Here is a 14,815-nt window from a genome sequence, read left to right on the forward strand (position 1 = left end):
GCGTTCGTTGGTCTCACGCCGAGCTGGAAATTCCGATGCTGGCCCTTTAGGCTCGCCGTCCCCAACCGGCCTCGGTGCGGGAGGAACGGCTCCTCGTGAATATCCTTGATCTCTCGAATCGCGCGACCCTGAAGCTGCCCGCCGGCTGGGAGATCCTGCCTCCCGACCGTCGTGGGTTGTTCGAGCCGGCGTGGCGGCGCTGGCATGCCGCCTGGGACCAGAAGCACGGCAGCGGCGAGCCGTTCGAGTACGGGCCTCCTCAAAAGGGCCGCGACGCGCTGCCCTATCCGTTGAACGATCTGTGGGATCTGCTCTCGAACGAAGCCGAGGTCGCCGAGGGGCGCTGGACCCGATGGGTGCTTGGGAACGCGGAGGCGCGCGCGCTGGCCTGGTTCTTCGTGCTCGCGTCCCCCTCGGAGGAGGCCTTCGACGACCTCGTCGAGTGGAGCGGTCTGCACATCAACGGCGAAGGCTCCGGGCGTGATTTCCGCAAGTACATGGGCCTTTCCTACGCGACCAGCGACTTCGATCTCGGCGCGAACGAGCTGCGGCACTATCGCCGGCATGGCCTCGTCGTGGCCGCCTTCAGCGTGGAGCCGTCTGCCCTCACGACCCTGTTCAAAGGCTTGTCGCCGGCGCGCCTTGCGACCCAGCTCCCCGTCGCCGAGCCCCGGTCCCCGGAGGGGATCGAGGCGCTCGTCGCGCGCGTGCCGGCGTCAGGGTTTCCCGGCGACGACCGGAGCTTCGGGCCCGCGACGCGGCTCTTGCAGCGCCTCGCGGCAAGCGTGAAGCGGCCGTCGCTCACGATTCAGTTCCATCTTGTCCGCGGCAAGACCATTCGCTCCGCCTCGGTGGACGTTCTCGAGGGCAGTTCCGAGCCCTTCTGGATGGCGAGGATCCACAGCGACCCGCCGCAGTGCCAAACGCTGCGAGAGGTGACCGAGCTCCTCGGTGCCAACGGCAAGGGCTGGGCGCTGGACCCGACGTCGGTCGATGTGAAGTGCAAGCGCCCGAAGGTGCCTGCCGATGCGATCACGGCGCTTGCGAGGGACTTCCTGGTGGAGGCGCTCGCCGGGGGCGGGGCGACGGCGAAGAAGAAGGCGCCGGCGAAGAAGGTCGCATCGGCGAAGAAGGTGCCGGCGAAGAAGGCGCCGGCCAAGCGCAGGAGCGGCGCGTAGGGCGGCGCGGGCGTTCGAGGTGGTCGAGGGGGGCGCTCAGGTTGGAGCCGCTCGTCGTGTTGCCGTCCACCTCCTCCGAAACGCCGCGGCCGAGGCAGCGGGGTCCTCGGGGCGCCGCTGGCCGATCGCCTACCCTTTGCCGAGCATCAGCCGCGCGCAGCGGTCTCCGATCATCATCGAGGCCGCGTTCGTATTGCCGGACACGATGGTCGGCATGATCGCCGCGCCCGCGACGCGCAGGCCGGTCACGCCACGCACGCGGAGCTCCGGGTCTACCACCGCGCTCGGATCGACGCCCATCTTGCACGTGCCGACCGGGTGAAAATCGGCCTCGGAGTATTTGCGCAATGCCTCCCTGAGCTGATCGTCCGTGACCACGGTCGGCCCCGGCGTGTGCTCGGCGTCCTCGACCCAGGCCAGGAGCTCCGGGGTATTGATGATCTGGCGGATCATCTTGTAGCCCTCGAGTTGCGTGGCCCAGTCCTCCGCTGTGCCCAGGAAATTCGGCTCGATGATGGGCGCCTCGCGAGGATCGGCCGAGCGCAGCTTGACGTGGCCACGGCTCGTGGGGTGAAGGTTGATGCAGCCGAGCGCGAGCGCCTCCGATGGATAGTCGCTCCAGCCGTAGCGCATATAATACGACTGGACCTCGAACCGAGGCGGACCGTTCACGGCGCCGGGCGCTCCGTTCGTGAAAATCGATACGTCCATGGTCGTGATGTGGCTCGGCGCGTTCGGCATCCTGAGCTTCTTGACGACCACCGAGATCAGGTGATCGTGCAGGTTCTGCCCGACGCCGGGCACGTCGGCGACGTGTTCGATCCCGAGCATTGCGAGCTCGGCGGCGCTCCCGATCCCAGAGAGCATGAGGAGCTGGGGCGTATTGACCGTGCCCGTGCAGAGCACGACTTCCCGCCTCGCCCGGACGGCGATCTCGGCGCCATTCACGTCGATGAGGACCTTGTCGACCTTCCGGTTTGCATCGAATGTGATGCGCTTGACGCGCGCCAGCGTCTTGATCGTCAGGTTGAGATTCGAGAGGAGCGGCTTTACGAACTTCGTGAACGCGTCCTGCCGAGCCCCCGTCTCTACGTCGACGTTGAGCTGCGTAAACCCGACCCCGTAGGGCGAGGCGCCGTTGTAATCCTGGTTCAGCGGATACCCCAACTTCATGACGGCATCGAGCACGCCCTTGGAGAGCTCATTGTTCGAGGTAAACTCCGCGGTCGGGCCCATCGGGCCCATGGTGCCGTGGTAGGCGGGATCGCCGGCCAGGTAGGTCTCCAGCGTCATGAACGACGGCAGCACGCTCTCATAGCCCCAGCCCGTGCACCCCTGGGCAGCCCAGCCATCGAAATCGTCTTTATGGCCGCGCACCCAGACCATCCCGTTGATCGAGCTCGATCCTCCGAGCACCTTGCCCGCGGAGTAGGACTGCGCCCTGTCCAAGAGCTCGGGCTGCGGTTCGGACTTATAACCCCAATCGACCCCGGAGTCCGGCTGCGTGAGCTTCCACGATTGAGTGAAATTGCGAATGTCCTCGCGATCGTTGCTGCCGCCTGCCTCGACGAGCAGCACCGTGACGCCCGGCTCCGAGAGTAGGCGCGCGACGAGCGGGCACCCGGCAGAGCCGGCGCCGACGACGACGTAATCATAGACCTCGGGGAGCGGCGAGATCGTCTCGTCCACGCTGCAACCGGCGAGAGAGCGCGCGCCGATCGCGTAGAGCGACGATGCGCCGATGAGTTTGAGGAGATCTCGACGCGAGAGGCCTGCGCGCTCGGCGAATGCGGGCAGATCCGTACACCAAGGAGCCCTTGAAGGTCGCTTCATCGCACCATTTTATCATTTTGCGAACCGGCTGGCACGGGGCAGGGGCGCCCCCTTGCACCGCGCGGTCCCGCTGCAACCCGTGCCCGCGATCGAGCGCGGGCAGATTGTCCACGGCGTGCACATGGGCGCGATTCTGCCCGCGGTGCGGCGCGGGCTCGGGTCGCTCGATGGAGGGGAGGGGCCGGATCACGCTCGGGCGAGCGTGATCCGGCGGGAAAGGGTCACTTCGCGAGGCAGGCGTCGAACTCGGTCTTGCAGACCATCGCCGGATCCTGGCCCGGGCCGGCTTTCTTGAGGAAGCAACGCAAGGCGTCGGAGAACTCCCGTGAGACCGCGGCGTCGGAGCTCGTCACGCAGGGCGTGATCTCCTTGCCCGTGCTGAGGGCCTGCTGCACGCAGGCGAACGACTCGGCGCACGTCGCCTTGCCATTGCCCACCCACTCGGCGCCGATGAAGTTCGGCTGGCCGGGGACGTCGGGCTCGGCGCGGCAGTGCGCCGTCGCCGAATCGGCCGGGTAATACGAGCCGAGGAGCATGCACATCTCGTCCGTCGAGCGCGGGCCCTCGAGGACGTCCCTTGCCTCCGCGTTCGAGTAGTCACACCAGTAATCGAACCACTCGCCTGCCTTGACCTGGAGCCCCTCGCCAAAATCCTTGACGGTCACGTTCTCCCATTCGGTGCTCGTATAGAACGGATCCGCCTGCCCGACGATCGACGCGGCATAACCAACGCCGCGCGCGTGCATGTGCGATTGCACGTTCGCGATCGTGATGTCCTTGTGCACGGGGCAACGCATGCGCGCGCGGCCCTGGGACTGCGCCCCGACGTGGATGAAGGGGTTGTAGAGGAAGAGGATGTCGCCCTCCGTCTTCACCTCGGCCTCGGGGACCGTGTAGAGGTTCACCCGGACCTCGGGCTCGATGACGTTCATCGAGGCGTTGATGTAATGCGCGTTCATGAGGAGCACGGCGCCCGGGCGCACCTTCATGGCCACGCCCTCGGGGAAGCGCAGCATGGAGTCGCCGTCGGCGTTCTGCGAGCCGGCGACGAGCTTCTCCACCTCCCAGCCATCGGTCGCACCGTCGGAGCAGTCGAACACGCCGCTCGTGTCGACCACCGTCCCATCCTCTTTCTGGGTCGGGATGTCGTCGTAGCTCGTCTCGAAGAGCAGGAAGTGGTGGCTACCCTTCGAGTAGCGCACCTCGTCACGGTTGACGAAGAGCCCCTCCGCGGGTGCCTTCACGAACATGCAATGCTCGCCCTCGGTGCCGGGGTCGAGCTTCGTGACCATCTTGAACTGCACGCCCTTGCCCGCTTCCGGGGGCGCGAGTAGCTCCTGCCCAGGCTGCCCGGGTTTCGCGGGCTCCGAGTCGCCACAGCCCACGAGGGCCGGCAGGGCGAGGGGGAGGGACGGGATGGCGATCTTGAATAAGAAGTTGCGAAGATTCATGGCTGTCCGTGGTCTCCCGGATCGCGAAGAATTGTTGTCCGAGAGGACGCTTGCCATCTGTTCCCGGTCGCGGTGAAACGTTCATCGGTCTTGCAACTTCGTCGTTTGTCCCGGGTCTCCCAACCCAGGAGACCGGCGCGGGCTCGGGGTTGGTTGGCGAGGAGCACGGGACCCGCGCCGGTCTTCTTTTCCGGCTGAGGTACTGCCGCGGGCGATGCCACACGCCATCATCCGCCGCGAGCTCGTAGCGGATAGCGTGCGCGTGCCCGCAGTGCGCGTAGAGCACCGCGTCGCCGTCGACGAGGGCGCGGCGTGGCTCCTCGACGTCGTCGTCGGGCTGCCGTTCAGGGCACGCCCGTCAGTCCTTGCTCAGCGGCCGCGCGATCTGGACGATCTTCTCCCGCGCGAACCTGCACGCCTCGTCGTCGTCCGTGGCGACCGGCCACAGCAGCTCCATGTACCCGCGCGGGACCTTGAACGGCAGGGGCTTGGTCCGGAGGTGCGGCCTGACGGCGCGGATGTCGGCGGCGACGATCTCGGGCACCGTCGCCAGCATCGCGGTGCCGTCGATCAGCGCGCCCAGGTTGGAGAAGCTCGCGATCGAGCACCGGATGCTCCGCGTCTTGCCCAACGAGTCCTCCACGAAGCCGCGCAGGTCCCCGTTGTACGAGACGATGACGTGATCGTGCGCGAAGTAATCGGCCTCCGTCAGCCTGCGCAGGCGCGCATGGCGCGGGTCGTAGAGGCAGGTGTAGCCGGTCTTCAAAAGCCGCTGCCGGCAAACGTTCGAAGGTAGATCGTCGGCGACCGTGATCGCCGCGTCGACGACGCCGCCCGCGAGCGCCGCGCCCACGGTGCGGAACTGCACAGGCACGGCGACCACGCGCATGCGCGGCGCCTCGCGCTCGAGCGCGCGCAAGAGTGGCGGGAGCAGCCACACCTCGGCTGTGTCGGAGAGCCCGAGGCGGAGGGTGCGCTCGCACGTCTTCGGGTCGAAGGTCGGCGGCGCCAGCGCGGCCTCGATCAGGGCGCCGAGGTGCGGCTTCAGCGACGCGCGCAGCCGTTCGCCGCGGCTCGTCAGCGCGAGCCCGCGTCCGCTCCGCACGAAGAGCGGCGCGCCGATCGTCGTGGTCAGGCGCCGGAGCGCGGCGCTCACCGCCGGCTGCGTCAGGTACAGCCGGCTCGCCGCCTCCGTGACGCTGCCCGCCTCGGCGACGACGGCGAAGACGCGGAGCAGGTTCAGGTCGAGGTCCCTCCCATAAACATCAGGCATGTCGAGAATACATACTATTCATTGGAGCAATGGAACGCGAGTGCCTAGGGTTGAGGGCATGACGACGACGAACTCCACCAAGCTCGGCAAAACTGGCCCCTCCGTCTTCCCCCTCGCCCTCGGCTGCATGAGCATGGCCGCGGGCAGCCCGTACGGCGCGAGCGACGACGCGGAGAGCATCGCGACCATCCACGCGGCGCTCGATCGGGGCGTGAGCCTCCTCGACACCGGCGACTTCTACGGCATGGGCAAGAACGAGATGCTCGTCGGCCGGGCGATCAAGGACCGGCGCGACAAGGTCGTGCTCAGCGTGAAGTACGGCGGCCTGCGCGCGCCCGACGGCACCTTCCTCGGTTTCGATACCCGTCCGATGGCGACGAAGAGCTTCCTCGCCCACAGCCTGTCGCGCCTCGGCGTCGACTACATCGACGTCTACCGGCCCGCGCGCCTGGACCCGGCGGTCCCGATCGAGGACACGATCGGCGCCATCGCCGACATGGTGAAGGCAGGCCATGTCCGCCACATCGCCCTCTCCGAGGTGGGTGCGGAGACGATCCGCCGCGCCGCGAAGGTGCACCCGATCGTGGACCTCCAGATCGAGTACTCGCTCGTGAGCCGCGGCCCCGAGGCGACGATCTTCCCCGCGCTCGCCGAGCTCGGCATCGCGGTCACCGCGTACGGCGTGCTCTCGCGCGGCCTGCTGGCCGGGAGCAAGCCGGCCGGCGCGGGCGACATGCGGGCCCACATGCCGCGCTTCTCGGGCGAGAACGCCCGGAAGAACCAGGCTCTCGTCGACGCCCTCGTTCGCCTCGCCCAGAGGCGGGGCGTCACCCCCGCGCAGCTCGCGATCGCCTGGGTCCGCGCCAAGGGCGCCGCGCAGGGCGTCACGGTGATCCCGACGATGGGCGCGCGCACGCGGAAGCAGCTCGAGGATGCCCTCGCCGGCCTCGAGATCGCGCTGGCGCCCTCCGACATCGCCGAGCTCGAGGCCGCCGTCCCCGCGGAGGAGATCGCCGGCACCCGCTACCCCGCGCCCTTGATGGCGACGCTCGACAGCGAGAAGTAGGTCGTCGCTCGCGTCATGCCATCGCCCCGGCCTAGCCGGTCCGCTTCTTTCCGTGCTTCGTTCACCGCAGCGACCGCGCGTTGTGCCCGGAAGCCGGGGAGCTTCGCGCTCTTCGGCGGGGGATCGGCTCAACCGGCGGGAGGTGATCGAGCAGATCCGCTGGATCGTGCACGAGCGGCGCCGCTGGAGTCGGCACGTCTCGAAGTCCCACCTCGCACGTTTGCCGCTCGTCAACATCCAGGCCCGGGACGTGATTGCCTTCGTCGATTGGCTCACGGTGACGCGTTTGTCCCCGATGGCCTGCCGGGGCATCGGCCGCATTTCGAGGGAGACCGCCACGAAGGTCCTTTCCCTCGTCAAGCTCGCCCTGCGGGATGCCGTCGCCCAGGGGATGATCCTGCAGAACCCAGCGGTGGATGTGAGGATCCGCAAGCAGGCCAAAACCGAGGAGCCCTGGACCTACCTCCTCCCCGAGGAGCAGCACGCTCTCTTCACCTGCTCCAAGATCCCGGAAGAACACCGGCTCTGGATGCAGCTCCTGTGCGGCACCGGCCTCCGGCTCGGCGAGTTCAACGCGCTAAAACTCGCCGATGTGCACCTGGACGACGAAAACCCACACGTCGTGATCCGCCGCGCGAGCAAGGGCGCCACGAAGAGCGGCAAGATCCGGCGCGTGCCCCTCTTCGGGATGGCGCTCCCCGCCATGCGCCGGTGGCTCGACCTCCTGCCCTCGTGGTGCCCCCGGAACGCGCTCTCGCTGTCGTTCCCTGGTCTGCGAGGGGCTCGGCGTGGCGTCGGGGTGCTGTTTCAGTTTTCGACCCACAAGGGCGGCAAGGCCGTCAAGGTCAACCCCTGGGACAGCTACCTCGCCGCGGCGGGGATCGTTCCCGAGAGGCGCCACGACGGCCGGCGGCCGAGGCCGGCGCACGACTTCCGGCACACCTGCGCCGCGTCGCTCGTCTCGGGCTGGTACCCCCTCCAGGAGGACGGGACGCCCGTACCAGGAGGCCGCCGCTGGACGCTCGAGGAGCTCAAGGAGCTCCACGGGCACTCCTCGATCACCCTCACACAGCGATACGCCCACCTCGGCGCGACTGCTCTCAAGGCGGCGGCGAAGGCGACGGGAGGCACCTCCGGCGGAGCTTCCGGTGGGCTACACGTGGGCTACCAGGTTGGAGGTGGGGGGACGAAATCCTCAGGGATTTCGCATGCGCGCCCGGCAGGACTCGAACCTGCGACCCGCGGCTTAGAAGGCCGCCGCTCTATCCAGCTGAGCTACGGGCGCTCGCTTTCGCGTTCGCACGCGAGCATAAACGGTCGCGGGCCGTCTGAAAAGACCGTTCAGACCTCCGCCGAGCGCCGGACCTGTTCGTCGGTCCGACCGAAGCGGCGCTGGCGGCGCGTGTAGAACGCGAGCGCGTCGTCGAGCGTCGCCTCCGAGAAGTCCGGCCAGAGCGTGTCCGTGAAGAAGAGCTCGGCAAACGCGGCCTCGAACGGCAGGAAATCACTCAGCCGTTGCTCGCCGCCCGTCCGGATCACGAGATCCGCGTCCGGCAGCTCGCTCGTGCTCAGAAAGCGCCGCAGCGACTGCGCGTCGATGTCCTCGGGCAGGAGCAACCCCGCGCGCGCCTGCGCCGCCACCGCGCGCATCGCGCTCACCATGTCGCGACGGCCGCCGTAGTTCAGCGCCAGCGCCAGCGTCATCGACGTCCCGCCCGCCGTGTTCGCGATGAGCCGCTCCGTCGCCTTCCGCGTCGCCGTCGGCACCTCGTCGTCGATGTCGCCCACCACGACCACGCGCACCCCGCGCGCCACGAGATCGTCGTGCGCTTCCTCGGCGAAGTCGCGGCAGATGCGCATGAGGTTCCCCACCTCCTCGCCCGGGCGGCTCCAGTTCGCCGCGCTGAATGCGTAGAGCGTGAGCACCGGGATCTTCCGCTCGTGGCAGGCGCGCACCGCGAGGCGGACCTTGTGCGAGCCGGCCTCGTGTCCCTTCGTGCGAGGAAGCCCGCGCGACGTGGCCCAGCGGCCGTTGCCGTCGAGGATGATCGCGATGTGCTGAGGGAGCGAGCGTTCGTTCATGGGGGGATACCTTCGAGCCGTGCAGCCTGAGGATGCACCATGCAACCACCCACGTCCACGGAACCGCCGTGGTGCATTCGTGGAGCCTCCATGGAGAACTCCCACGCGCGAACGGAGGATTGTGTGGATTGTGTTACAGAATCTTCGCAGCGGGCAGCGTGATCCGGAAGGAGACCTCGGGCGGGCCGCTCTCGGCGCACTCCGCGGAGCCGCTGTGGGCCTCGGCGATGGCGCGCACGATCGCGAGGCCGAGGCCCGTGCCGCCGTTCTCCACGCGCGTCGTGACGAAACGGCGGAACAGGCGGCCGGCGACGTGCGGATGGATGCGGCCGCGGCTCCGGACGGTGAACCGCACTTCGTCGCCTTCGCGTAGGAGCGAAACGTGGATCGCCTCGCTGGGCTCGCCGTGCGTGGCGGCGTTGTCGAGCAGGTTCTCGAGGGCCCGGGAGAGCCAGAGGGCGCTGCCGCGGACGGTGACGGCGCCATGGGTGGAGACGTGCACGATCGCGCCACGCTCGCGGGCCTGCGCCGCGGCGTCCCGGGCGAGTTTGTCGAGATCGACGACGGCGGCGTCCTCGACGCCGCGTGCTTCGATCCGCGCGAGGTTCAAGAGGTCGCCGAGCAGGGCCTCGATGCGCTGCGTCGCTTGCTGGATGCGGCCGACGAAACGCGCGGCCTCCTCCGGCTCCTCGAGCGCGCCGTCGGCGAGGACCTCGGCGCTCGCGCGGATGGCCGCGACGGGGTTCTTGAGCTCGTGCGAGAGGTCGGCGGCGAAGGTCTCGACGAAGGGGCGGCCTTCGAGCTGGCGGCGCATGGAATCGATGGCGCGCGAGAGGCGCTGCACCTCGCGGCCGAACGCCGGGGGCGGCGGCGCGCGTCGCTCGCCCTCGCTGACACGGACGGCAAAGTCGGTGAGGGCCTCGATGGGCCGGGCAATGGCGCGGCCAATGAGCACGGCGGCCGCCGCGGCGGCGGCTCCGAGCACGAGGCTGATCGCGAGGACCGTGGGCGCGAAGTCGGTGAGGGTGCGGGTGATGACGAGGGTCGGCTTGACGACCTCGACCTGGCCGACGACGTGGCTCTGCACGAGGATGGGCGCCGTGACGAAGACGGTGCCGGGCTCGCCCCGGGCCGGGCCGGCGCGGAAGACGGGGCGGCCCGCGGGATCGAGGAGGGAGAAGTGGAGGGCGTCGGGATCGGCGGAGCGGGCGATGCGGCCGCCGACGTCGCCGAGGGAAGCGCCGCGGGCATCGAGCTCGCCGCCCACGACGGCGGCGATCGCGGCGGCCTCGTCACGCGCGGCGTCCTCGGCGAGGAGCGTGGCGCGGGCCTCGATGCGATCGAGGACGAGGAGGCCGAGGCCAAACGCGAACGCGCCGACGATGCCGGCGAGGGCGAGGAAGACCTGGAGGCGAATGCTCGTGCCGCGGGTGCGGGCGCGGGCAATGCGCGAGGCGACGTAGGCGACGAGGAGGATGAGGCCAACGGCCGAGGCAGAAGCGACGAGGAGGCGAATCACGGGGCATCCGGGGGGCCCGGCGGAGGCGCCGCGGGCCTGTCGGTGACGCGGTAGCCGACGCCACGCACGGTCTCGATGAAGGCCGGGTTTCCGCCGGCCGACTCGACCTTGCGGCGAAGGCCTTTTACGTGCGAGTCGATGGTGCGGTCGGAGATGGCGAAGCCGTCGCCCCACACGCGGTCGATGAGCTGCGCGCGGGTGAAGACACGGCCGGGCGCCGCGAGCAAGCAAGCGAGGAGGTCGAACTCGACGCGGGTGAGCTCGACCTCGCGGTCGTGGACGTAGGCCCTGCGGGTGGCCTCGTCGACGGAGAGCGGCTGGGGCGCGGAGGCGGAAGCGGAAGCGGAAGCGTTGGTGGTGACGGGCGCGGGAGCGGGCGTGGGCGCGGCGGCGGGAGGCGGCGTGGTGCTGAGGGGGGCGGGCGGGGCGACGCGGCGGAGGACGGCGCGGACGCGGGCGACGATTTCGCGGGTGGAGAAGGGTTTGGTGACGTAGTCGTCGGCGCCGGTTTCGAGGGCGGCGACGCGGTCGGCTTCGTCGTCGCGGCTCGTGAGGACGATGATGGGGGTGCCGAGGCCGCTCCTGCGGACCTTGCCGATGAGGTCGAAGCCGCTGCCATCGGGGAGCATGAGGTCGAGCAGGACGAGGGAGGCGCCGTCGAGGGAGCGCTCGGCGCCGGCGAGGGTGCCGGCGAGGGTGACGCCGAAGCCGTCGCGGCGGAGCGCGTACGCGAGGGACTCGGCGATCGCGGGCTCGTCCTCGACGATCAGGATGTGCGGCATGCGGGGAGGTATCGCGCCGCTCGGGGGCGGGTTCAACAGGGAAGGGCGGGGTCGGGCTCGCGAGGGCGCGACGCCCGCCACGCTGCCAGCGGTGCTCCTTGCCCTGAGCATGGGTCTCATCTGGGTAGCACCGCGCCCCGGGGCGCCGCCCCGGACCCCGCGGGGGGCTGTCCGCCCCCTCGACCCCGGACCAGCGAGGCGCTGGACCCAGGTTTGAAAACTGCGCGGTGCGCAGTTTTTCAAACAGGCCGACGAAGGAGCCGGGGGGCCAGCCAAACCCACAACGCGGCTGTCTTGGTCGGCAGGGTCGTCGCCGGTCTTGAACGGGTCTGTTCGATGAGCTGCGCAGAGCGCAGTTCATCGAGCTTTCGGTTACAATCGTCGTGCAGCGCGGGGACGACCGGATCACGGCGAAATACCGGTCCGCGGGGCCCCGCTGCGAGCGGCCGCGGCGGGTCGCGCCGCAAGGACGTGCCCGGGGAAAATGTATCCGAGGAGGCGCCCGGTCCGTGCAACGGAGGCGCGGGACCCGCGGACGCGCCTTGCGGAAGGGACAATCCCCGCGAAAACGGCGAAACGCTCGTTCCCGAAGATCGGAACGCGCCCCACCCCGCGGCGGTACGTGTTCCCGGAATCGGGAACGTCCCCGGAAGCGGATCCAGGCGCGTTGCACGATGTGGGAAGAACCTCGAGGGCGGCGTCGCGCTGCGTTCCGAAAAAGGGGAAGGCTCCCGGAAACGAGGCGGGGGGCGTTCCGAAAAAGGGGAACGAGCTGGGAGACGGCTCCGCGCGTGGTCCAGCAACGCGGAATCGACCTCGGCGCAGAGGCGAGGGGCGCTCCGACAAAGGGGAATCGGGCTGGCAGCGGATCCGGGCGCGTTGCGAGGAGGTGGAGGCGGGGTCGAAGCGGCGCGGGCCTCGTGCGGGTCGGGCGGCGCTGGGCGCTCGCGTTCCCCGGCGTCGCGGGCCGTCCGCTGCGCAGTGGATCGCCGAGCTCGGCGGCTACACCGGCAAGTCTTCCGGAGGCCCGCCCGGCTCCGTCACCATCAGCCGCGGACGCGAACGACTGGCACCCGCAGCAGAGATGCTCCGGGTGCTCTGGGAGAACGGGCTTGTTCGATGAGACCCGTGCTCAGCACCAGGGGTTGTCCACCCCTGGACCCGGACCAGCGAGGCGCTGGACCCAAGCTCGATGAACTGCGCGGTGCGCAGTTCATCGAACAGGCCCGGTGAAGACCAGCAACGACGTTGCCGACCGAGACAGCCGCGCTGCTGGTTCTGCTGGCCCCACGGCTTCTTCATCGGCCTGTTTGAAAAACTGCGCACCGCGCAGTTTTCAACCCTGGGTCCAGCGCCTCGCTGGTCCGGGGTCGAGGGGGCGGACAGCCCCCCGCGGGGACCGGGGCGGAGTCCCGGGGCGGCTACCGCAACACCTCCGCTCGGATCGGCCGATACGACATCGCGACGCGCCCCACGCCGAGCTGCCCGCCTTCGTCGCGCCCCCAGCACCACAAATGCTCGTCGTCCGTGAGCGCACACGCGTGCTCGTATCCGACGCCGATCCGCGTCGCCGGTCGCGGCAGCGGCACCGTCTTCACGGCCCCCGGGTGGTTCATCTCCCAGCAATGGACCTTTCCCGCTTGGATCGCGCAAAACATGTCGTCCGCGCCTGCAATCGCATCTGCTTGCGGGAGACCGTCGATCGCGACGGCCGAGGTCGGCCTTATCGTCGGGGTGCCCCGCTCGACGTCCGGCTCGAAGCAGCGCAGCGCGCCGCCGGCCAGGGCGCAGAACGTCGAGGCGCCGCCGGTCAGGGCCGTCACGCCGGTGAGGCCCGCGATTTTCGTGACCTTGGGGTTCGGCGCTTCCTCGGCGAAATCCTGGTCCGCGTCGAAGCGATGATCGTGGAAGCAGGCGACGTGGCGATCGGCGCCCTGGATCACGCACATCGTCTCGGCCGTGGCCTCGATCGAGACCGCGCCCGACACGTGCGGCACCTTTTGCCAGGTATCGCCGTCATACCCGCCGGCCTCGCCGAGGTAAAACAGACAATGCGCAGCGCCGCCGACGAGGGCGCACACGTTGTTGATACGATCGGTCGCGAAATCGGTCGCCTTGCCGGGCAAGGCCGGCAGCCGGTCGCTGTCCCAGCGCGACGCCAGGGTGCAATGCTGACGGTTGTCCCGGTCCTTGCAACGGTCGACCTTGTTGAAGAACCCGCAACGCACGTCGCCGCCGGGCAGGAGCCCGCACACGGTGACTTGACCCAGGTCCATGGCCACGACCCGGTCGGGAAAGCTCGCTTTCTGCGGCCATGGCCCCGGGTCGCTGTCGCCGCCCCAGCAGGAGATGTCGCCGCCGGCGAGGATACACGTCTCGCTCGACCCGCCCTGGATGTCCGTCGCGCCCCGAAAGACGCCGACGTCCACGGGGGTCGCCCGGTGGAGGGGTTTGCCGTCGCCGAGCTGGCCCTCTCGATGGAGGCCCCAGCAAAACACGTCGCCGTCCGATTCGAGCGCGCAGGTATGGTTGTCCGAGAGCGCGAGATCGATGGCGTCGCTCACGCCCACGACGGGCACGGCGCCGCCCACGAGCGGCGCGTCCGGATCGATGCCGGTTTCCCCATAATAGGCATGTCCCCAGCACGCCACCCGCCCGCTCGTGTCAATCGCGCAGACGCGCTCGCCCCCCGCCTGCACCCGACGCGCGCCGCGCGCGAACGCAGGCATGTCGAGCTCGGGGAGGATGCTCCCCAGGAGATCGGTGCCCAGGCAGAGCGGCGCGCTGTCCGTCTCGAAGCAGGCGCGTCCCCTCGCGGCCGACACGCGCCGAAACGGCGCCGCGCCCTTTTTCGCGGGAACGGGTACCCACGTCGCCGCCGCGTCCTTCTTCCACGGGAGGTTTCCCTTGCATTGCGCCGCGCCTCCCTTGCGCGTGACGCATACGTAATCTTCCCCCGGAGCGATCGACGTCACGTCGTTGAGCCCGAGCCGAATCGCCGCGGTTGGGGAGGTGTTCCCGCTCTCGCCGAGCCACTCTGCGTTGCCCCAGCAGGCTGCGTCCCCGTCGCGCAGAATGGCGCAGCCCACCGTTTCCTGGACGACGATCCCCGTCGCGTCCGTGACCCCGGTGATACGCAGCTCGCGTTTCGTGGTCGGATCGGCGTACACCCAGCCTCCCCAGCAGAACACGGCGCCGGATTCGGTGAGCGCGCACGTGAAGCCGGAGCCGGCCGCGATATCGACCATACGCTCCCCGAGCACGACGTCGGCGACGCGCGTATTCTCGGAGGATCCCGAGGGGAGATGCGGCTGGTGGAGAAGCCCGACGCAACGGGCCACGCCCTCGGAGCCAAGCACGCAGGTATGGCTGCTTCCCGCGACCACGCGGCGGACCTGACCGAGCTTCACGGGCGCGAAGGAGACGGCAGGGGAGGCGTTGGCCGCGGGGGCGGCGGTCGCGACGGTCGGCCTGGGCTTCGATGCGGCGGGCGCGGTCGGCATCGGGGTTTTTCCGGATGCAGCGGGATGGCTGCACGCGGCGAGCGCGAGGAGGAGCAGGGCCAGGCGGGGGCGGGCGGAGCGCACGCGGCGACATTACTCAGCAGGAGGGTGTTTGTCACCCCTTCGTG

At 69.5% G+C, this 14,815-nt stretch carries 9 protein-coding genes, 1 tRNA gene and 1 pseudogene; 3 read left to right on the forward strand and 8 right to left on the reverse strand.

The genetic code is table 11. From position 1 onward, the window contains the following. The first annotated feature begins 95 nt into the window (after positions 1 to 95). Positions 96 to 1,178 carry a hypothetical protein gene (locus POL67_RS21185; protein WP_271919803.1) on the forward strand — a complete coding sequence of 361 codons (1,083 nt, stop codon included), beginning with the start codon at positions 96 to 98 and terminating at the stop codon, positions 1,176 to 1,178. Positions 1,179 to 1,307: 129 nt separating this feature from the next. Here the strand turns inward: POL67_RS21185 and POL67_RS21190 are convergent, their stop codons facing one another. The 3 genes from POL67_RS21190 to POL67_RS21200 all read right to left on the reverse strand — a co-directional run bounded on the left by POL67_RS21190 (position 1,308) and on the right by POL67_RS21200 (position 5,735). Further along, positions 1,308 to 3,011, reverse strand: a complete 1,704-nt coding sequence (locus POL67_RS21190) for a GMC family oxidoreductase (protein WP_271919805.1) — start codon at positions 3,009 to 3,011, stop codon at positions 1,308 to 1,310. A gap of 221 nt (positions 3,012 to 3,232) precedes the next feature. After that, complete coding sequence (locus tag POL67_RS21195) at positions 3,233 to 4,462, reverse strand: hypothetical protein (RefSeq protein WP_271919807.1); 1,230 nt, start codon at positions 4,460 to 4,462, stop codon at positions 3,233 to 3,235. Between the two features lie 358 nt (positions 4,463 to 4,820). Next, entirely contained in the window at positions 4,821 to 5,735 is a 915-nt protein-coding gene (locus tag POL67_RS21200; RefSeq protein ID WP_271919809.1) for a LysR family transcriptional regulator, read from the reverse strand. A gap of 58 nt (positions 5,736 to 5,793) precedes the next feature. On the opposite strand from POL67_RS21200, the gene POL67_RS21205 reads away from it, so the two are divergent. After that, positions 5,794 to 6,801, forward strand: a complete 1,008-nt coding sequence (locus tag POL67_RS21205; protein ID WP_271919810.1) for an aldo/keto reductase — start codon at positions 5,794 to 5,796, stop codon at positions 6,799 to 6,801. Between the two features lie 391 nt (positions 6,802 to 7,192). Then, positions 7,193 to 7,765, forward strand: a pseudogene (locus POL67_RS54265) (tyrosine-type recombinase/integrase); the annotation flags it as partial. 247 nt (positions 7,766 to 8,012) lie between these two features. Here POL67_RS54265 and POL67_RS21210 read toward each other — a convergent pair. The 5 genes from POL67_RS21210 to POL67_RS53685 all read right to left on the reverse strand — a co-directional run bounded on the left by POL67_RS21210 (position 8,013) and on the right by POL67_RS53685 (position 14,771). Beyond that, a tRNA-Arg gene (locus POL67_RS21210) sits at positions 8,013 to 8,086 on the reverse strand. A 56-nt stretch (positions 8,087 to 8,142) separates the two neighbouring features. After that, positions 8,143 to 8,883: a polyprenyl diphosphate synthase gene (uppS, locus tag POL67_RS21215; protein ID WP_271919812.1), complete on the reverse strand. Its 741-nt coding sequence runs from the start codon at positions 8,881 to 8,883 to the stop codon at positions 8,143 to 8,145. Between the two features lie 133 nt (positions 8,884 to 9,016). After that, on the reverse strand, positions 9,017 to 10,402 hold the full coding sequence (locus POL67_RS53680; RefSeq protein ID WP_271919814.1) for a histidine kinase dimerization/phospho-acceptor domain-containing protein: 1,386 nt from the start codon (positions 10,400 to 10,402) through the stop codon (positions 9,017 to 9,019). Further along, positions 10,399 to 11,184: a response regulator transcription factor gene (locus POL67_RS21225; protein ID WP_271919816.1), complete on the reverse strand. Its 786-nt coding sequence runs from the start codon at positions 11,182 to 11,184 to the stop codon at positions 10,399 to 10,401. Before POL67_RS21225 ends, POL67_RS53680 begins: the two co-directional genes overlap by 4 nt. A 1,421-nt stretch (positions 11,185 to 12,605) precedes the next feature. Then, complete coding sequence (locus tag POL67_RS53685; protein ID WP_271919818.1) at positions 12,606 to 14,771, reverse strand: RCC1 domain-containing protein; 2,166 nt, start codon at positions 14,769 to 14,771, stop codon at positions 12,606 to 12,608. Positions 14,772 to 14,815 lie beyond the last annotated feature (44 nt).

The organism is Polyangium mundeleinium (genome assembly GCF_028369105.1).
Lineage (GTDB): Bacteria > Myxococcota_A > Polyangia > Polyangiales > Polyangiaceae > Polyangium > Polyangium mundeleinium.